The 17,868-nt window shown below is 74.5% G+C and carries 14 protein-coding genes and 1 pseudogene; 7 read left to right on the forward strand and 8 right to left on the reverse strand.

The annotated features are described in order from the left end of the window. Together fxsT and ACFV9J_RS05005 are read right to left on the reverse strand one after the other, a co-directional pair. The coding region (gene fxsT, locus ACFV9J_RS05000) for an FxSxx-COOH system tetratricopeptide repeat protein (protein WP_385349924.1) at positions 1–2,145 on the reverse strand (2,145 nt) is incomplete at its 3' end. Between the two features lie 124 nt (positions 2,146–2,269). Continuing rightward, entirely contained in the window at positions 2,270–2,509 is a 240-nt protein-coding gene (locus ACFV9J_RS05005) for a hypothetical protein (RefSeq protein WP_385349927.1), read from the reverse strand. A gap of 76 nt (positions 2,510–2,585) precedes the next feature. Here ACFV9J_RS05005 and ACFV9J_RS05010 point away from each other — a divergent pair, with 76 nt between their 5' ends. Beyond that, a complete protein-coding gene (locus tag ACFV9J_RS05010) occupies positions 2,586–2,951 on the forward strand; it encodes a hypothetical protein (RefSeq protein ID WP_385349929.1) in 366 nt (121 codons plus the stop codon). 10 nt (positions 2,952–2,961) lie between these two features. Continuing rightward, positions 2,962–3,051: pseudogene (locus tag ACFV9J_RS05015) on the forward strand (GNAT family N-acetyltransferase); the annotation flags it as partial. A gap of 38 nt (positions 3,052–3,089) precedes the next feature. Here ACFV9J_RS05015 and ACFV9J_RS05020 read toward each other — a convergent pair. Further along, entirely contained in the window at positions 3,090–3,605 is a 516-nt protein-coding gene (locus ACFV9J_RS05020) for an HAD domain-containing protein (protein ID WP_385349931.1), read from the reverse strand. A gap of 240 nt (positions 3,606–3,845) precedes the next feature. Here ACFV9J_RS05020 and ettA point away from each other — a divergent pair, with 240 nt between their 5' ends. The 3 genes from ettA to ACFV9J_RS05035 are packed head-to-tail and all read left to right on the forward strand — an operon-like array spanning position 3,846 to position 6,675. Next, a complete protein-coding gene (gene ettA / locus ACFV9J_RS05025; RefSeq protein WP_007449710.1) occupies positions 3,846–5,510 on the forward strand; it encodes an energy-dependent translational throttle protein EttA in 1,665 nt (554 codons plus the stop codon). 2 nt (positions 5,511–5,512) lie between these two features. Then, positions 5,513–5,923 (forward strand): thioesterase family protein, encoded by a 411-nt coding sequence (locus ACFV9J_RS05030; protein WP_356861210.1) that lies wholly within the window; start codon positions 5,513–5,515, stop codon positions 5,921–5,923. Then, the gene (locus ACFV9J_RS05035) at positions 5,920–6,675 is read left to right on the forward strand and encodes a hypothetical protein (RefSeq protein WP_385349936.1); all 756 of its coding nucleotides are present in this window, start codon (positions 5,920–5,922) and stop codon (positions 6,673–6,675) included. The genes ACFV9J_RS05030 and ACFV9J_RS05035 overlap by 4 nt, the downstream gene beginning before the upstream one ends. Positions 6,676–6,702: 27 nt before the next feature. On the opposite strand, the gene ACFV9J_RS05040 is transcribed toward ACFV9J_RS05035, so the two are convergent. Together ACFV9J_RS05040 and ACFV9J_RS05045 are read right to left on the reverse strand one after the other, a co-directional pair. Then, positions 6,703–7,662, reverse strand: coding sequence for an ABC transporter ATP-binding protein (locus ACFV9J_RS05040; RefSeq protein ID WP_385349938.1), 960 nt, complete (start codon positions 7,660–7,662; stop codon positions 6,703–6,705). Positions 7,663–7,714: 52 nt separating this feature from the next. Next, entirely contained in the window at positions 7,715–10,447 is a 2,733-nt protein-coding gene (locus ACFV9J_RS05045; RefSeq protein WP_385349940.1) for an FtsX-like permease family protein, read from the reverse strand. Positions 10,448–10,483: 36 nt separating this feature from the next. On the opposite strand from ACFV9J_RS05045, the gene ACFV9J_RS05050 reads away from it, so the two are divergent. After that, positions 10,484–10,759 carry a hypothetical protein gene (locus ACFV9J_RS05050; RefSeq protein ID WP_385349943.1) on the forward strand — a complete coding sequence of 92 codons (276 nt, stop codon included), beginning with the start codon at positions 10,484–10,486 and terminating at the stop codon, positions 10,757–10,759. Here ACFV9J_RS05050 and ACFV9J_RS05055 read toward each other — a convergent pair. Together ACFV9J_RS05055 and ACFV9J_RS05060 are read right to left on the reverse strand one after the other, a co-directional pair. Beyond that, positions 10,731–14,042 carry an FtsX-like permease family protein gene (locus tag ACFV9J_RS05055; RefSeq protein WP_385349945.1) on the reverse strand — a complete coding sequence of 1,104 codons (3,312 nt, stop codon included), beginning with the start codon at positions 14,040–14,042 and terminating at the stop codon, positions 10,731–10,733. The genes ACFV9J_RS05050 and ACFV9J_RS05055 overlap by 29 nt on opposite strands. A 221-nt stretch (positions 14,043–14,263) precedes the next feature. Further along, positions 14,264–14,677 carry a globin gene (locus tag ACFV9J_RS05060; protein WP_011028501.1) on the reverse strand — a complete coding sequence of 138 codons (414 nt, stop codon included), beginning with the start codon at positions 14,675–14,677 and terminating at the stop codon, positions 14,264–14,266. Between the two features lie 87 nt (positions 14,678–14,764). Between ACFV9J_RS05060 and ACFV9J_RS05065 the strand changes: the two genes are divergently transcribed. Further along, the gene (locus tag ACFV9J_RS05065) at positions 14,765–15,739 is read left to right on the forward strand and encodes a methyltransferase domain-containing protein (protein WP_385349948.1); all 975 of its coding nucleotides are present in this window, start codon (positions 14,765–14,767) and stop codon (positions 15,737–15,739) included. An 18-nt stretch (positions 15,740–15,757) separates the two neighbouring features. Here the strand turns inward: ACFV9J_RS05065 and ACFV9J_RS05070 are convergent, their stop codons facing one another. Further along, positions 15,758–17,854, reverse strand: coding sequence for an FHA domain-containing protein (locus ACFV9J_RS05070; protein WP_385349951.1), 2,097 nt, complete (start codon positions 17,852–17,854; stop codon positions 15,758–15,760). Positions 17,855–17,868: the final 14 nt, after the last annotated feature.

Below are 17,868 nucleotides of genomic sequence, written 5' to 3' on the forward strand. Positions count from 1 at the left end.
GTGGGGGTGGTCGTCGCCGAGGATGCGACGTCGGCGTTCGAGGGTGTCCTCGTCCATGCGGCGGGCCTCGGCGTACTGCCCGAGGTTGTGCAGGCTGGCGGCGAGGTCGTGGGTGTAGGAGAGGGTGTGGGGGTGGTCTTCGCCGAGGGTGCGGCGGCGGCGTTCGAGGGTGTCCTCGTCCATGCCGCGGGCCTCGGCGTACTGTCCGAGGTCGTGCAGGCTGCCGGCGAGGCTGTGGGCGGAGCCGAGGGTGTGGGGGTCGTCGTCGCCGAGGGTGCGGCGGCGGCGTTCGAGGGTGTCCTCGTGTATCCGGCGGGCCTCGCCGTACTGCCCGAAGTAGCTGATGACGTGGCCGAGGTAGTGGGCGGAGTCGAGGGTGTCGGGGTGATCCTCGCCGAGGACGCCGGTCCAGTCCTCGTGGAGGGCGGAGATGAGGTCGCGGGCGGTGCGTTCCTGGCCGCTCTTGATCAGGTAACGCGCTGCCCGAACGAGCGCCCGGCGCAGCTCCGGGCGACTGGTCGCGGTGTCCTTCCGCGCGGCGAGGTGGGTCGTGCAGGCGGCCCACCGGGGCCAGGCGGCGGGCGTGTCGGGGTCGCCGGGGGCCACGGTGGTCAGGATCGTGGCGACATCGTCTTGCGACCTGTCGGTGTCGGCCTGACCGGACCGGTCGCGGAGGATGGCCTGGGTGAGCCGGTGGATCTGGAAGGTCTCGTGGTCGACGCGGGCGAGACCGTAACGGGCCAGGGGCCGCAGGGCGGTCTGCGGCCACATGATGTCGTCCGGGCCGACGGCGATGGTGCTCAGCCGGTCGCGGACGGCTTCCAGCCAGGCGGTGGGGATCGGTTCGGGGCCGAGGAAGGCGCCGAGGCGGAGCAGGTCGGCGGCGTCCGGGTGGTCGCCCGTCAGACGGTTGGTGGCGATGTCCACGGCGGCGGCCAACGGAGCGGGGTAGCCGGGCGGACCGCCGTTGGCCATGAGCGCGGCGGTCTTCTCGGTGAGCAGATGGCGATAGCGATCCAGGGTCATGCCGCTGGTGATGACACCGACCGCCTGGGCCAGGGCGAGGGGCAGGTCGCCGAGGTCGTCCGCGAGGCCGCCGGCCTGGTCGGGTGTGATGCCGGGCATGCGGGCGGTGAGGTAGGCCAGGGAGTCGCTGCGGGCGAAGACACCCAGGTTCAGGCTGTGGACCCGGTCGTTCCAGCCCGGGTTGCGTGACGTGATCAGGACGTGGCCGGGCCCGGTGGGGATCAGGCTTTCGAAGTCGTGGGGATCGTCGGCGTTGTCCAGGATGATCAGCCAGCGATCCTGGGTGTGCAGATGTTCCAGCAGCGTGCGGGCGTTGTGCTCGGCGCCGGCCTCCGGTTTGGCGATGCCCAGCCGGGCGGCCAGTTCGGTGTAGCGGACGAGAATCTGGTCGGCCTGCGCGGCGTCGATCCACCAGACCGTGTCGTACTGGCTTGCGAAGCGGTGGGCGTACTCCAGGGCGATCTGCGTCTTGCCGATGCCGCCCAGGCCGTGCAGGGCCTGGACCACGGCCTGCCGGCCGCCGAGCAGGCCCTCGCGAATCCGGGAGATCAGAGCCTCCCGCCCGGTGAAGTGAGGATTGCGGTCTCGCACGTTCCACACCCGCGGCAGGCCCGCGCCGCTGGGCAGCCGGGGACGCTGCCCCGGTGCGCTCCCGGCCGGAGCGGCGTGCACCGGTGCGGGCGCGCCGGGGAAACTGGGTGCCGTGCGCGGGCCGGTGGGGCCGCTGACGGCCTCCAGCAGCGCCGTGATGGCGGCCTGCTCGTCCAGGCTGTGCAGGTCTTTGCGGATGACGGCGGTCAGGATGTCCGGGATGTCCGACGCCGTGAGGGGTTCGACGGTCACCGGGACGATGCGCTCACGGCGCGCGACGACGGAGGTCCACTCCTCCCGGGTCCACCGCGCGGGATCGAAGTAGTTGTTGGAGAACAGCGCCACCACCGTCGTGGCACGCCGCATCGCGTCGTTCATCCGCTCGATGAAGTTGTCGCCGATCCGCCAGTCCCAGACGTCCAGCTCCACGGCATGGCCCACCTCCCGCAGGTGCCATGCCGCCCACTCCGCCCAGGCCCGGTCCGGCCCTGCATAACTGACGAAGACCGACTCCACCGCTGCTGGCACTCTTCCCCATCCCCCTCGCTGCGCCCCCGTCACGACGTCGCACCCAATGATTCCCCGCGGACGGTGTCCGCAGGGCGCGAATCGGCGACGTCGGCGAAGCAAAGAAGGCGCTCCACGGCACCGGTCACGGGGGCACGATGGCGCAGCGCTTGCCCTTCTCGGGGGCCGGGATGATGCCGGCGGAGGCGAGAGCGGGCTTCCAGGACTGGTCGTTGAACGCCTGGCTCCAGATGGCTGCGCCGATACCGCTGGTGAAAAGGAGCCGGTGAGTGACCTCGGGACCGGTCGGAGTCAGCCAGGGCAGGGTGACGGCCAAGGGCGGGAAGACCGCCATGTGCTCGCGGAGCGCGGTCGCGAGGCCCACGCGGGTATCCTGCTGCGGGAGTTGCGGGTGACGGGTACGAGCGGACGCAGTTTCAGTCGGGGGCAACGTGGTGCGCGTGCTTAAGGCGGTAGTCCCGGTCCTCGCCCTGGTGGCGGTGACGGCCGGGTGTTCCTCGTCCGAGGGCGGGGACGAGGAGCGGCTGACCGCGCAGCGGGAGAACTACTGCACGCAGCTGGGGGCGTGGCAGAAGGCGCGGAACGCGGCGGGCACGGACACGCCGGAGCCGTCGGAGTACGACGAGGTCGGGGCCGTCGCTCAGGACGCCTTCCTCGCGATGCGACCACTCCGGGATGAGACCGTTGACGGAGGCCGCACCTTGGCGGAGGCGACGGTGGCAGCGATGAACAACAGTGACTCCGAGGCGGAGGGGCTCGTTGTGCAGTACTGCGACGATGTCGGCTTCGAGACGCTGACCCGCTAGCTGGGTTTGGATCACGACGATCACGTATGAGTGGCGGGGCGACGTCGACAACTCGGCTCTCAACAAGCTGCATGCCGAAGGGTTCGATCATCCGGTCGGACCCTCACGCGGGGGCGGTAGATCGAGCCTGAGGTGTGCTCATCTCGGCACGACGGCATCGAGCCATGCGGCGAGCACGCCAAAGTCGGTGCCACCGAGGCCCTTGGTCGGCTCGATCCGGTGCAGCAGTGAAGGCCCAGGGTGGCCGGCGTGGACCCAGAGGCGATCTATCGCGCTGATCTCGTCGTCGACCCAGACGAAGGGTCGGCCGGCGGCCCACTCGACCATGGGGCGAGTCTTCCAGTGCAGACCTCGCGGGGCTCCTCCTGCGTCGGTGTCCGGCCACTCCAGCACCGGCAGCCTCGGCAGGCCGATGCGCGGGGCGACGGCTTCGTTCGCCTCTTCCATCCAGGTCGTCGCCCAGACGAGCCGGCAGCCCAGAGCAATGAGGCGCGCCCCGATCCCGGGGTCGAGTCGGGCCAGCAGCGGGTTCCCCTGATCGACGGTCGTCGAGGAGGCGGTAGCGACCTCCGAATGGCCGGCCGACGACCCGAACGGGATCAGTGGGCCGTCCACGTCGAGGAAGAGGAGAGGGCGCTCCGACGAGCCGGTCACGGCAGCACCGTAGCGCCGCGTGGCGGGGGAGCGGCACCCTCCGGCTGGGCCGTCCCTGGGCCGTGCGAGGGTGCCCGAGGCCGATCGATGGCGACCGGCAGTGACAGGTGAGGCTCCGGCGGCATCCAGGAAAGGCCAGGTCAGAGGCCCCGCCGGGAACGCGTTTCCGCGCAGGGGTGGCGGTGCGGCAAGATGGGGTGTATCTGCCCACTGCCTGATCAAGCTGCCGGACGGTTTCTCTTGGCTGAGTACATTTACACCATGCGCAAGGCGCGCAAGGCGCACGGCGACAAGGTGATCCTTGATGACGTCACCCTGAGCTTCCTGCCCGGCGCGAAGATCGGTGTGGTCGGACCGAACGGGGCCGGCAAGTCGACCGTTCTGAAGATCATGGCGGGGCTGGAGCAGCCGTCGAACGGGGACGCCTTCCTGTCCCCGGGCTACACCGTCGGCATCCTGCTCCAGGAGCCCCCGCTCAACGAGGAGAAGACCGTCCTGGAGAACGTCCAGGAGGGTGTCGCCGAGGTCAAGGGCAAGCTCGACCGGTTCAACGAGATCGCCGAGCAGATGGCGACCGACTACTCGGACGCGCTGCTGGAAGAGATGGGCAAGCTCCAGGAGGAGCTGGACCACGCCAACGCGTGGGACCTCGACGCCCAGCTGGAGCAGGCCATGGACGCGCTGGGGTGCCCGCCCGGCGACTGGCCCGTCGTGAACCTCTCCGGTGGTGAGAAGCGGCGTGTGGCGCTGTGCAAGCTGCTGCTGGAGGCGCCCGACCTGCTGCTCCTCGACGAGCCCACCAACCACCTCGACGCCGAGTCCGTCAACTGGCTGGAGCAGCACCTCGCCAAGTACGAGGGCACCGTCGTGGCCGTCACCCACGACCGGTACTTCCTGGACAACGTCGCCGGCTGGATCTGCGAGGTCGACCGCGGCCGCCTGCACGGCTACGAGGGCAACTACTCCAAGTACCTGGAGACCAAGGCCACCCGCCTCAAGGTCGAGGGCCAGAAGGACGCCAAGCGGCAGAAGCGCCTCAAGGACGAGCTGGACTGGGTGCGCTCCAACGCCAAGGGGCGCCAGGCCAAGTCCAAGGCCCGCCTCGCGCGGTACGAGGAGATGGCCGCCGAGGCCGACAAGATGCGGAAGCTGGACTTCGAGGAGATCCAGATCCCGCCGGGCCCGCGCCTGGGCAACGTCGTCGTCGAGGTGAACAACCTCAGCAAGGCCTTCGGCGAGAAGGTCCTCATCGACGACCTCTCCTTCACGCTGCCGCGCAACGGGATCGTCGGGGTCATCGGGCCCAACGGCGCCGGCAAGACCACGCTGTTCAAGATGATCCAGGGCTTCGAGGAGCCGGACTCCGGCACCATCAAGGTCGGCGACACCGTCAAGATCTCCTACGTCGACCAGAGCCGCGAGCACATCGACCCGAAGAAGACCCTGTGGGCCGTCGTCTCCGACGAGCTGGACTACATCAACGTGGGCCAGGTGGAGATGCCGTCGCGCGCGTACGTCTCCGCCTTCGGGTTCAAGGGGCCGGACCAGCAGAAGGCGGCCGGGGTCCTCTCCGGCGGCGAGCGCAACCGGCTGAACCTGGCGCTCACCCTCAAGCAGGGCGGCAACCTGCTCCTCCTCGACGAGCCGACCAACGACCTCGACGTGGAGACGCTCTCCAGCCTCGAGAACGCGCTGCTCGAGTTCCCCGGGTGTGCCGTGGTGGTCTCCCACGACCGGTGGTTCCTGGACCGGGTGGCCACCCACATCCTCGCCTACGAGGGCGAGTCCAAGTGGTTCTGGTTCGAGGGCAACTTCGAGTCGTACGAGAAGAACAAGGTCGAGCGGCTCGGCGCCGACGCCGCCCGTCCGCACCGCGCCACCTACAAGAAGCTGACCCGGGGCTGATCTTGCGGCACATCTACCGCTGCCCACTGCGCTGGGCGGACATGGACGCGTACGGCCACGTCAACAACGTGGTCTTCCTCCGCTACCTGGAGGAGGCCCGTATCGACTTCCTGTTCCGCCCGGAGAAGGACTTCAAGCAGGGGTCGGTGGTGGCACGCCATGAGATCGACTACAAGCGGCAGCTCGTCCACCGGCACCACCCGGTCGACATCGAGCTGTGGGTCACGGAGATCAGGGCCGCCTCCTTCACCCTCACTTACGAGGTCAAGGACGGGGACGTGGTCTACGTCCGCGCCTCCACGGTGATCGTGCCGTTCGACTTCGAGGCGCAGCGGCCCCGGCGGCTCACCGCCGAGGAGCGGGAGTTCCTCCAGGAGTACACGGACGCCAAGGAGGAGGCCGTCGCCGCATGACGGTGCTCCACCTCGCCGACGAGGGGGAGGCCGCGGACCTCGCGGCCTTCCTCTCCCGGCTGCTCCACTACGACCGTTCGGCCGCGGTGCGCCTCCAGGCGGCCGGCACGGCCCTCGCCGTCTTCGGCCGGCCGCCCTCCTTCGAGGTGCTGGCGGTGCGCGCGGTCCGGCTGGCCAAGCCGTACGAGAACGGGCTCGACGACACGCTCGACGTGACCGTCTCCGCCGGTGAGCTGCTCGAGTCCGTGGACGAGCAGGCGGCCACCTCCGGTGTGCCGGGCGCGGTGACCGGGCCGCCCTGGGCCGGGGTGCTGCCCCCGCGCGGGGGCTGGCGGACCGAGGCGGGGCTGCCCGGCCCGGACGCCCTGCGCGCGCTGGTCGCCGCCGCGGTGGCGGAGTTCCGTACCCGCATGGAGGAGCTGGCCCCCGAGGACCGGACGCGGGCCGAGCTGGACCGGGTCGGGCGGGAGATCTGGTCCCGGACCGTCGGGGAGACCGGGCTGCCGGTGCGGGCCGTGCACGCGGCCCAGTCGCTCGGGTTCCTGCGGACGCGCGGAGCGCCCGGCCCCGGTCAGGGCTCCGGCCCCGGTCAGGGCTCCGGCCCCGGTCAGGGCGCACGCTCCGGCTCCGGATCGGACGAGGGCGCGCCGAAGCTGCTGTCCTCCGGCGCGTGGCTGCGGCTGCGTACGCCCTTCGGGTCCGTCGCGCTGCGGCGGGCGGGGACCGGGGCCCTGGGCATCAGCGTGCGCTGAGGCCGCCCGGGCCGCCGCCCCCGGCGCTCAGTGCTGGGGTTCGCTGTCGTCCGGGCGTACGGCGATGTGGTCGCTCTCCAGCTCCAGGGCGACGCGGTCGCGCATGCCGAGGGCCGCGGTGTAGTCGGCGGGCAGCTGAAGCCGGCCGGCGCGGTCGAGCATGGCGTACTCGCGGGCCACCACCGTCTCGTGGCCGGTCTCGGCGTCCACCTCGCTGCGGCGCAGGACCTCCGTGGAGGTGCGGCCGTCGCGGATGGCGACGGTGCGGCGGACCTCGCCGGCCACCGCCTGGTCGTGGGTGACGATGACGACCGTGGTGCCCAGGTGTTCGTTGGCCGTGCGGAACGCGGCGAAGATCTGTTCCGCGGTGTGGGAGTCCAGCTCGCCCGTCGGCTCGTCCGCCAGCAGCACGGACGGGTTGCCCGCGAGGGCCACGGCGATGGCGACCCGCTGCTGCTGCCCGCCGGACATCTGCTGCGGGCGCCGGTCGCGGCAGTCCGCGATGCCCATCAGGTCCAGGAGCTCCAGCGCGCGTTCGGTGCGCGCCGCCCGGCGTCCACCGGTGCCGGACAGCTGCATGGGCAGGGCCACGTTCTGCGCGGCCGTCAGGTAGGGCATGAGGTTGCGGGACGTCTGCTGCCACACGAAGCCGACCACCGTACGGCGGTAGGCGAGGCGGTCCTTCGCCGTCATCGCGAGCAGGTCGCGCCCCGCGACCCGGGCCGCCCCGGCGGTGGGCGTGTCCAGACCGGCCAGGATGTTCATCAACGTGGACTTGCCGCTGCCCGAGGCGCCCACCAGGGCCATCAGCTCGCCCTCCCGGACCAGGAGGTCGAGTCCCTGCAGGGCCTGCACCTCCACCCCGTCCGCGCTGAAGATCCGGACCAGGCGGTCGCAGGTGATCAGGGCGTCGTGCCCGTAGGCGGGCCGGTCCCGGGACGCCGTGGCGCGGTCGGCCAGCTCCGCGAGGGTGGGGTCGGTCGTCATCGGGTCTCCTCCGTGTCCGCGTCCGCGGTCCGCCGTGTCTGCGTTCGCGCCCTCACCGCGCGTCGCCCGCCCTGAGTTCGGCCACCGCTCCGCGCCGGCCCGACCACCACGCCTGGACGGCCGCCACCCCCACCGCCAGGACCAGCACCGCCACCGCCGGGACGGCCAGCGACCACGGGTCGGCGCTCAGTTCCGCGCGCCCCGCCGGGGATGTCGACGCCGGCACCGCGAGGGTGGTCAGGTCGATGCCGGGGGAGAGGAGACGTACGGCGGCCCAGCCGGTCAGGATGCCGCCCAGAGCCGCGGGCAGCGCCTGCGGGAGGGACTCCAGGACCAGCAGGCGGCGGCCCTGGGCGCGGGTGAGGCCCATGGTGCGCAGCCGGGCCAGGAGCGCGGCGCGTTCGGGGGCGGCGCTCGCGAGGGACAGCAGCAGGGCCAGGGCGGCGTAGCCGGCGGCGGCGGCCACGGCGGCCGTGTAGATGCGCTCCCCGCCGGACTGCAGCGGGGAGTCCACGTAGGTGCCGCGCTCCTCGGACCGCAGGTGGACGGTGCCGGCGTCGTCCGCCGCCCGGTGCACCGCGCCCGCGTCCAGGTCGCCGCCGGTCAGCAGCGCCACGTTCGGCCGGGTGGCCGCGGCCGGCAGTCCCGCCCGGTCCACGAGGAGGAAGTCTTCGCCGTTCACGGCCGGGGTGCGGTCGCGGACCAGCACGATCCGCAGGGTGGCGAGGGTGCCGTCGGCCAGGCGCACCCGGAAGGGGCCGCTGCCCAGCCGTTCGGCGACCGCGGGGGAGGCCAGCGCCGGCCGGACGGCGTCCTCGGAGCCGCCCTCGGCGCCGTCGGGCCGCCCCAGCTCGCCCGCGGGGAAGGCGCCGAGGCCCGTCCGCCCGGCCAGTGCCGCGTAGTCGGCCGGGTCCACCGTCGTGAGCGGCAGCGACTGGCGGCCGTTCTGGATCTCGGCCTGGTAGTCGATGCCGACCTCGGTGACCTCCCGCACCCCGGGCACCTGCCCGAGACGGCCGGTCAGCCCGGCGGGCAGCGCGGCCTCCGCCTCCACCCGGGCGTCGGCGCCGACCGACAGGAGTGCCGCCCGGTCGCGGGCGTCGGCCACGCCGTTGAGGACCGACCCGCCGAACGCCGCCACGGTGAACGCGGTCAGCAGGGCGAGCAGGGGCAGCACGGCGGAGGCGGAGGTACGGCCCGCCCGGGCCAGCGCGAGTGGCCCGACGGCGCCCCGCAGCCGCCCGGCCGGGCGGGCCAGCCCGCGCAGCGGCAGCGGGTACAGGCGCACCAGCACCAGCGCGGCGATCACTCCGACCAGGACCGGGGCCATCGCCACCAGGTCACCGGCGCCGTCCGTCGCCCCGCGCCGGCGCAGCATCTCGACCGCGCCGAGCGCGAGGACCACGACGGTCAGTTCGGCGACGGTACGGCGCCGGGACGCCCGCACGGACGCCACGTCGCGCCGGCCGTCGTGGATCCGTACGGCGTGGTGGGCGGCGGCGGCCCGCAGCGGCAGCGCGAGAGTGGCCACGGCGGTGACCGCGGCGGCGGCCCAGAGTGCGGGGAGCAGCCGGGCGCCGGGCAGCGCCAGCAGGGCCGCGCCGAACCCGAGGGCACCCGCGGGCACGGCCACGACGGCCGTCTCGGCGAGCAGCCGCCCCACCATGCCCCGTACGGAGGCGCCGCGGGCGCGCAGCAGGGCCAGCTCGGCGCGGCGCCGCTCACCGGCCAGGCCGCCCGCCATCAGCAGGACCACGGCGGCGACCGTGCCCGCGCCCGACGCGGCGACGACGACCAGCGGGCCGATGTCGCCGCGGAGTTCCTCGTACGCGGTGAAGGCGGCGTCGAGTCCCGTCGTGACGTCGGTGAGCGGGTTGATCGTCGCGTGCAGCCGCTCCAGGCCGGGACCGGACTCCAGGGAGGCCACCGCGGAGGCGAGCCCGTCGAGGTCGCGGCTGTGCAGGGCGTCCGGGGAGGGGGTCAGGTGCCAGTAGCGGACGGTGGAGGTCGCGCCCAGCACCGCGGGGGCCGCCTCGGGGGCGAGCAGCAGACCGCCGACCCAGTAGGAGGGGTTGGAGGCCCCCATCGGCCCCGGCACGCGCCGCAGGGAAGGGGCGCGCAGCAGGGGGTCGACGGACCAGTAGGGGCTGTCGGCGTCCTCGGGCGTGACGATGCCGGTGACGCGGACGGTGAGGTCCTGGTGGGCCGACACGTGGATGACCGAGCCCACCTCGACGTGCAGCGTGCGGGCCGTCTCCTCGGTCACCGCGGCCTGCACCTCGGTGGTCTCGATGCTCGTCTCCCCGCCGGGGACCTCGGGCAGCCGGCCGGAGCTCAGCCGGGTGTGGTCGGCGAGACCGTGCGGGGCGGCGAGGAGCATCTCCGCGGGGAGGCCGTCGGGCCGGGGCAGCCACTCGTCCGGCGAGGGCAGGGTGTCGGTGGTGCGGACGCCGTAGGAGGACCGCTTCGCGTCGATGACCAGCGGCCGTTCGACCGTGTCGAGGGTGGACCTGTACAGCTCGGTGAGGCGTTCGGGCCGGACGCTCTCCTCCGTGTGGGCCAGCCCTCCGTCGAGGTCGGGCCCCGCGGTCACCAGGATGCTGCTCTCGTCGACCGGGGTGCGCTCCACGGCCTGGCGCAGACCGGCGTCCGTGTACCGGTCCAGTGCCCGGGGGAACGCGGCGGCCAGGCACGCGGTCAGCGCCACCAGCACCGCCAGCGCGACGGCGGCGCCGGGGGCGGCCCGCAGCCGGGTGCGCACCCAGGGGGCGGTCACGCGGTTCACCGTCCGGTACCTCCCTGTCCTTCGGGGGCCGCCGCCGTGCGGCTGCGACGCGGCGCCCGTGCGGCGGTGGCCGCCGGTGCGGCGTCGGTCACCGGCATGGTGGTGGTCACCGGTGCGGCGTCGGTCACCGGCATGGTGGTGGTCACCGGTGCGGCGTCGGTCACCGGCATGGTGGCGGTCACCGGTACGGCGCCCGTCACCGGCATGGTGGCGGTCACCGGCACGGTGCCGGTCACCGGCACGGTGGTGGCCTTCCCAGCCGGTGGTGGGGCGGTCACGGGGCTCACCGGCCGGTACCTCCGTGGTCCTTGAGGGTCACCGTCGTGTCGGTGCGGCGCAGGGCCAGTGCCGCGGTGACCAGGAGCGGGACGACGGCCATGCCGGCCAGCAGCAGGGCGATGCGGTCACCCGGCAGGGCCACGTGCACGTCCGGCACGGGCCGGGTGGCCTGCGGGGTCAGTACGGTCAGCGGGATCACCGCCCGGGTCAGGACCGCGCCCAGGGCGGCGCCGGTCAGCAGCGCGAGGCCGGTCAGCACGCCCTGCTCGGCGGCGACCGTGCGGGCCAGCCGGCGGCGCGAGGCGCCCAGGGCACGCAGTACGGAGAACTCGGTGCCCCGCTCGCGCAGCGACCCGGCCGCGCTCACCGCGAAGCCGACCGCCGCGAGCGCCGCCGCCACCAGGGTCGCCGCGGCGAACGCGGCTCCGGGACCGGCGCCGAATGGGTCGTCCCGCAGCCGCTCGGCGACCTCGTCGCGTACCAGTACCTGGGCCGGTGCGGTGTCCGGGAAGGCCCGCAGGCCCGCCGCCGCCTCGTCGGTCCTGCCCGGCCCGGTCCGCAGCCACCACTCGGTGGGCGCGACGGAGGCGCCGTACTTGGCCTGCAGGTGCCGGTTGACCGCGGGCAGGTCGACCAGCAGGGCGCCGCCGAACTGCGCCGAGGGGGTCTCGGGCCCGGTGCCCGGCAGCTCGCGCACGGAGCGCACGATCCGCACCGGGACGTCGTGGCCGCCGATCAGCACCGTGACCCGCTGCCCGGTGCTCGCCCCCGAGGAGTCGAGGAAGCGGTCGGTGGCCACGGCGGTCACCTCGGCCGGTTTCGGCTGCGCGACCCGCAGCCGCACGGTCAGCGTGGTGATCTTCCAGCCGCCGGCCTCCGAGTAGCCCGTGGAGTACTCGACGGCGAGCGGCCCCGGCTTCAGCAGGCGCGGAGTGGACGGAGCGCCCGGCGCGTTCGGCGCGGCCGACGGGGGCGCCAGCTCCGACCCGGCCGTCCAGGCGTCCGGCAGCGGCACCGGCCGGGTGGTTCCGTCGGCGGCCGTGGCCGTCATCTGCCGTACGGTCAGGCGGTGTTCCTCGCTCTCGCCGCCGGGCTGGACCACCGTGAACTCGATGCCGGTCAGTGTGAGCGGTCCCGCGGAGACGTCCATGTCGAGGGTGTGCTCCCGGCCGTCGCCGGTCAGGGAACCGGCCGCCAGCCGGTACGGGCTGCCCCAGCGGTCCTCGACGGTGACCGTCACGTCCGCCGAGCGGGAGCCGGCGTGGGCCGGGTCGAGGCCCGGGACGGCAAGGGTCGCCGCCAGTGTGAGCCGGGCCGTGCCCGCCGGGATCGTCGCGCCCTTCGACGGCTGTTGCGGCGCCATGCCGGACAGCAGCCCGCGCGGCGACTCGTCGGCCAGGTCGGGGCGCATCAGCAGCAGGTCCGCCGCGCGCGAGGTGTCCAGCGCGAGCACCGTCGCCGTCCGGTCGCCCGACAGGGAGACCTCGGACCGGGCCGCGGGGGCGACCTCCGCCACCCCCGGGACGCCCGCGACCTGGTCGGTGCGGCCCGGGCCCAGCGTGCCCGAGGCCTGCACCCGGATCGGCGCCCCGGTGCGGAAGTCGGCCTGGTCGTCCTGCGACCGGGACCACGAGGCGCCCTGCCCGATCGCCACCGTGCCCAGCGCCACGGCGAGCACCAGCAGCAGCACCGGACCCGCCCCGCGCATCGGACGGCGGCTCAGCTGCCAGCCCGCCAGCGCCGCCGCGAGGCCGCGCCCGCTCGCCGCCCGGCGCTCCGCGAGCCGCGCCACCAGCGGCAGCAGCCTGAGCGCCAGCACCGTCCCGGCCAGCAGCGCCAGCGTCGGCGTCGCCACGAACAGCGGATCGACCCCCAGGGTGCCCGGGGCGTCGGTGTCGCCCGTCCCGGCGGCGGAGGTCTGCTGGTCCAGCTGCCAGTAGGCGATACCGGCGATCACCAGCAGACCCACGTCCGCACCGGCCCGCAGCCAGCCCGGCAGCGTCCGGGGCCGTCCGCCGCCGGCCTCCGGCGCGAGGGTCAGCGCCGGCAGCGTCACGGCCAGCGTGCACCCGAGCGCCGCGACCGCCGCCACCAGCCACACGGTGCCGCTGCCGCCCGCCGTCGGCTCCCAGCCCAGCCCGATCCGGGCCGGCGCCCCCTGCCCGACCAGCAGACCGACCAGCGGTCCGGCCAGCAGCGGCGCGCAGACCAGCGCGGGCACGGCCAGCATCAGCGCCTCCAGCGCCGATCCGGCCGCCAGCCGGGCCCGGGAGGCGCCGCGCGCCCGCAGCAGCCGCAGCTCGCCCGCCCGCTCGACGCTCAGCAGCCGCGCCACCAGCAGCAGGGCGCCGCCCGCGAGCAGCACCAGCTGCGAGGCGATGACCAGGAGGGTGGAACGGGACACCTCCAGCGAACGGTCCAGCCGCTCCAGGATCGCGGCCAGATCGGTGGTCGCCGCGGTGGTGCCGCTGAGCACCTGCTGCTCGCGCAGCCACGCCAGGCCGTCCCGGGCCGCGTCCCCGAGGGCCGCGGTCCGCCCGGTCGTCAGCGACGAGTAGTCCGCCGTCACCAGCCATCCGGACGACCCCGCGCTGACCCGGCCGCCGCTCAGCGCACCGGGCGGGGCGAGCAGCGGCCCGTACGTCGTGAAGCCGCCCTGCTGGAGGCCGCGCCCGGCCAGGTCGTCGAGGCGCCAGTACGGCGACCCGGCGTCGACCGGCCGGTACACGCCGCTCACCACGATGTCGACGGCCGGGCCGTCGAGCCGGTCGGTGAGGGTGAGCCGGTCGCCGGTACGGACACCGATGCGCTCCGCGGCGGCCACCGGCACCGCCACCTCGACCGCGCCGTCGGAGCCGGAGTCCCCGCCGCCGTCCTCGTTCGCGTCCCCGTCCCCGTCCTTGGGCAGCCGTCCCTCGTCGACGCGGACCTGCGTCGGGTCGAGCGCCGCGAAGAAGGTCAGATCGGGGTCGCCGGACCGCTCGGTCGGGGGCCGCAGGGAGCCGGGCAGCGCGTACGGGCCCGAGCGCACCAGGGTCCGTACCGTCCGCGGCAGCCCGTCGAAGGTCTTCGCGGCGCCCTCGCGCACGGTGGCGTCCGCCGCCGACCGCTGTGCCGCCGGTACGTCCGCCTTCACGATCAGCGCGGCGTCGGCCCCGGTGCGCGAGTCCGCGAGGGAGTGCCGCAGGGCCGCGTCGCCGATGGCGCCCGAGTAGGCGGTCAGGGTGGCCAGCACCGTGGTGGTCAGCAGGACGGTGAGCAGGGCCGCGGCCAGCAGCAGGCGGTGCGCACGCGCCCGCAGCAGCACGAACCCCATGAGCCCCCCGTACCCCGCCACCCGGCCCCCCGCCGCTGTTGTCCAGACCTCTCCGGGATGTTGTCAGAGGTGGAGGTACGGAAGTAACCGCCTGGGACTTGGACTTGACCGGATTGTGACCGGAATCCGGCGTCGGCTGACCGGAATGCGCCCGTCAGTCAGGGATTCGACGACGCAATCGGACGGCGGAATCGGACGGCGGGACCGGACGACGGGACCGGTCAGCCCGGGGTGTTGATCATCGAGGCCGCCGCGTACGTCAGGTACTTCCACAGCGTCTGCTCGTGCTCCTCGGACAGGCCCAGCTCGTCGAGCGCGACCCGCATGTGCTTCAGCCAGGCGTCGTGCGCGGCCCGGTCGACGGCGAAGGGGGCGTGCCGCATCCGCAGCCGCGGGTGGCCGCGGTTGTCGCTGTACGTCGTGGGGCCTCCCCAGTACTGCATGAGGAACAGCGCGAAGCGGTCCTCGGCCGGACCCAGGTCCTCCTCGGGGTACATCGGCCGCAGGATCGGGTCCTCGGCGACCCCCTCGTAGAAGCGGTGGACGAGTCGGCGGAAGGTCTCCTCCCCGCCGACCTGCTCGTAGAAGGTCTGCTCCTGAAGCGTGCCGCGCCGAATCTCATTCACGCCGTCCATGGTCTCAGACCCGGGGGCATAGGACTCAAGACCTAGGACCCCGCCAGGGCCCCTGCCCGCGGCCCGCCCGGCCCGTACTGTGGAGGCATGGGCGGGTACGAGGACCTGGACAGCCTCGCCGCCTCCGCGCGGGCGGAGCTGGTGCGGGAGATCGAGCTGAGCGGCGCCTGGACGGCCGACCCGGTGTGGCGGGAGGCGTTCTGGGAGGTCCCGCGCCACCTCTTCGTGCCCTACTACTACGTCGGCGTCCGGGGCGGCTACGAACGCCGGTGGGGCGAGGACCCCGACCCGGCCGCCCGCGAGCGCTGGGTGCGCGGCGCGTACGCCGACGCCCCGCTGGCGACGCGGATGCGCGACGGCGAACTGCTCTCCTCCAGCAGCCAGCCCTCGCTGATGGCGATGATGCTGGTGGAGCTGGACGTGCGGGACGGCGACCGGGTCCTGGAGATCGGCGCCGGGACCGGCTACAACGCGGCCCTGCTCGCCCACCGGCTCGGCGCGGACGACCTGGTCACCACCGTCGACCTGGACCCCGAGATCACCGAGTCGGCCCGCCGGCACCTGGACGCCGCCGGGTACCACCCGGCCGTCGTCACGGGCGACGGCGCCCGCGGCGTCCCGGAACACGCCCCCTACGACCGGATCCTCGCCACCTGCACGCTGCCCTCGGTGCCGCGCGCCTGGCCGGCCCAGTGCCGTCCCGGCGGCCGGATCCTCACCCCGCTGGCCACCGGCCTCGTCGTGCTCACCGTCCGCGACGCCGAGCACGCCGAGGGGCGCTTCCTGCACACGCCCGCGTACTTCGTGCCGCTGCGCGGCGCGGACCGCGCCGCGCCCGAGACGCCGGGCCTGGGCGGTGTACCGCGCCGGGCCCGGGAGGACGACCTGTTCCGCTTCCTGCTGTCGCTGAGCCGGGGCGGGCTCGATCCGCAGGAGGCGTACGCGCTGTGGGACCGCGAGGACGCCCCGCGCCGCGAGCGCTACGGCATCACCGTCAGCGGCGAACGGGCCTGGGCGTGGCTGGACGACCCCGACGGGCCGTACGCCTGGCCGTTCGCCTGACGGAGACCGCCTCCCGCGCTATCCCCGGCGGACCGTGATCGTCGTCCAGGCGCCCACGTGCACCCGGTCGCCGTCCTGGAGCGGCACCGGCACGAAGGGCTGGATCGGCTCCTCGCCGCCGTTGACCGTCGTACCGTTCGTCGAGTTCTGGTCGACGACCGCCCAGCTGCCGTCCGGCTGCTGCACCAGCACCGCGTGCTGGTGCGAGACACCCGGGTCCTCCGGCGGCACGGCCAGATCGATGTCAGGGACGTCGCCGGTGGAGTGCCTGCGGCGGCCGATGGTGATCTGGTTGCCGGTGAGCGTGCGCTGCTGCTCGGGCGAGTACGCGGGCAGGTTCAGGCCCGCGGCCTCGGGGCCGGAGCGCTGCATCATCGCCATGAAGTACTCGCGGTCCGGGCCGATCGTCGCCGACCAGGTGGTCGGCTGCTGGGGCCGCTGCGGGAAGCCCTGGCCGGGCGGGGGCGGGGGTGCCTGGGTGGCGCCGGGCTGCGGGTAGCCGTAGCCGCCGCCCTGGGCCTGGCCCGGGCCCTGGCCGGGGCCCCCGGGAGCGCCGGACGTCGGCGGGGAGAGCACCCAGTCGTCCCCGCCGAAGGACGGGCCGCCCTGCTGCGGGCGGTTGGCCTCCTGCGGGAAGGCGGGCGGGGCCGGCGGACCGGCCTGGTACCCCTGCGGTGCGCCACCGGGACCGCCGGGCCCACCAGGCGCTCCGGCGCCACCGGGCGGGGACGGGACGGGGCCGGGCGGAGGCGGGACCGGACGCGAGGGATCGCTGCCGAAACCGGGCGGGGCCGGAGGACCGGAGGGACCGTTCGGCCCGCCTGGACCCCCCGGGCCGTTGAAGCCACCGGGACCAGCGGGGCTGTTGGGGTCATCGGGACCACCGGGACCGTTAGGACCACCGGGGCTGTTGGGACCGCCAGGCCCACCGAAATCGCTGGAGCCGCCGGGGCCGTTGGGACCACCGGGGCCGCCAGGCCCGCCGAAACCGCCGGGACCGTTAGGACCGCCGGGACCGTTAGGACCACCGGGGCCGTTGGGGCCACCGGGGCTGTTGGGACCGCCAGGCCCACCGAAATCGCTGGAGCCGCCGGGGCCACCGGGGCCGCCAGGCCCGCCGAAACCGCCGGGACCGTTAGGACCACCGGGGCCGTTGGGGCCACCGGGGCTGTTGGGACCGCCAGGCCTGCCGAATTCGCTGGGGCCGCCGGGACCACCGGGGCCGTTGGGCCCACCGAAACCACCGGGACCGTTAGGACCACCGGGTCCGCCCGGACCGTTGGGCCCACCCGGGCCACCGGGGCCGCCAGGCCCACCGAAACCGCCGGGCCCGCCCGGACCGTTGGGGCCACCCGGACCACCGGGGCCGCCAGGCCCACCGAAACCGCCGGCACCGTTGGGGCCGCCGGAACCGCCGGGCCCGTCAGGGCTGCCCGGGCCGCCGAAACCGCCGGGACGGTTGGGCCCGTCGGGGCTGCCGAAACCACCAGGCCCACCAGGCCCGCCAGACCCACCAGGCCCACCGGGCGCGACAGGCCCACCGGAGCCGCCGGGCCTGTCGGAACCCCCGGGCCCGCCAGGGCCGAAGGGTCCGCCGGGGTCGCCCGGGCCACCGGGGCCGCCGCGGCCCGACGGGTCGGAGCCGAAGGGCGGCGGGCCCGGGGGGATCGGTTCTGCGGGGCGGTTCATCTGGGACGGGCGGGAGCCCTGGTAGTCGTACGAGTCACCGCCGCCGTACGACGGACCCGCGGGCGGCTGCCCGAACTGCGGCGCCGGGCCACCGGACGCCGGCGGACGCGGGGCGGCCGGGGTGTACGAGGTGGCGGTGTTGGTCAGGAAGTTCCACCGGCACTCCTCGCAGAACGGCGCACCGCCCTCACGCGGCGTGCGGCACTGCGGGCACAACTGCGGCTCGCCGCCGGGACCGCCCGGACCGCCACCGGGACCACCGCCCGGCCCGCCGGGTCCACCCGGGCCGGCTGGTGGCGGGAAGCCGTAGCCGCCGCCCGGAGGCGGTGGCGGCGGAGGGGGCGGCACGGCACCGGCCATGCGGTGACCGCAGACCTCGCACCAGTCGTCGGAACCCGACTGGTGTCCGTTCGGGCAGGTCGGCATGTCGGAGCTTCCCT

It is taken from the genome of Streptomyces sp. NPDC059906, from assembly GCF_042730645.1.
GTDB classification, from domain to species: Bacteria; Actinomycetota; Actinomycetes; order Streptomycetales; family Streptomycetaceae; genus Streptomyces; species Streptomyces rubrogriseus.

What these genes read in the sequence shown, in the direction of transcription:
- ACFV9J_RS05035 (WP_385349936.1), top strand. Translation starts at nt 5,920, where the DNA reads ATGACGGTGCTCCACCTCGCCGACGAGGGGGAGGCCGCGGACCTCGCG.
- ACFV9J_RS05040 (WP_385349938.1), bottom strand. Translation starts at nt 7,662, where the DNA reads ATGACGACCGACCCCACCCTCGCGGAGCTGGCCGACCGCGCCACGGCG.
- ACFV9J_RS05055 (WP_385349945.1), bottom strand. Translation starts at nt 14,042, where the DNA reads ATGGGGTTCGTGCTGCTGCGGGCGCGTGCGCACCGCCTGCTGCTGGCC.
- ACFV9J_RS05060 (WP_011028501.1), bottom strand. Translation starts at nt 14,677, where the DNA reads ATGGACGGCGTGAATGAGATTCGGCGCGGCACGCTTCAGGAGCAGACC.
- ACFV9J_RS05065 (WP_385349948.1), top strand. Translation starts at nt 14,765, where the DNA reads ATGGGCGGGTACGAGGACCTGGACAGCCTCGCCGCCTCCGCGCGGGCG.
- ACFV9J_RS05070 (WP_385349951.1), bottom strand. Translation starts at nt 17,854, where the DNA reads ATGCCGACCTGCCCGAACGGACACCAGTCGGGTTCCGACGACTGGTGC.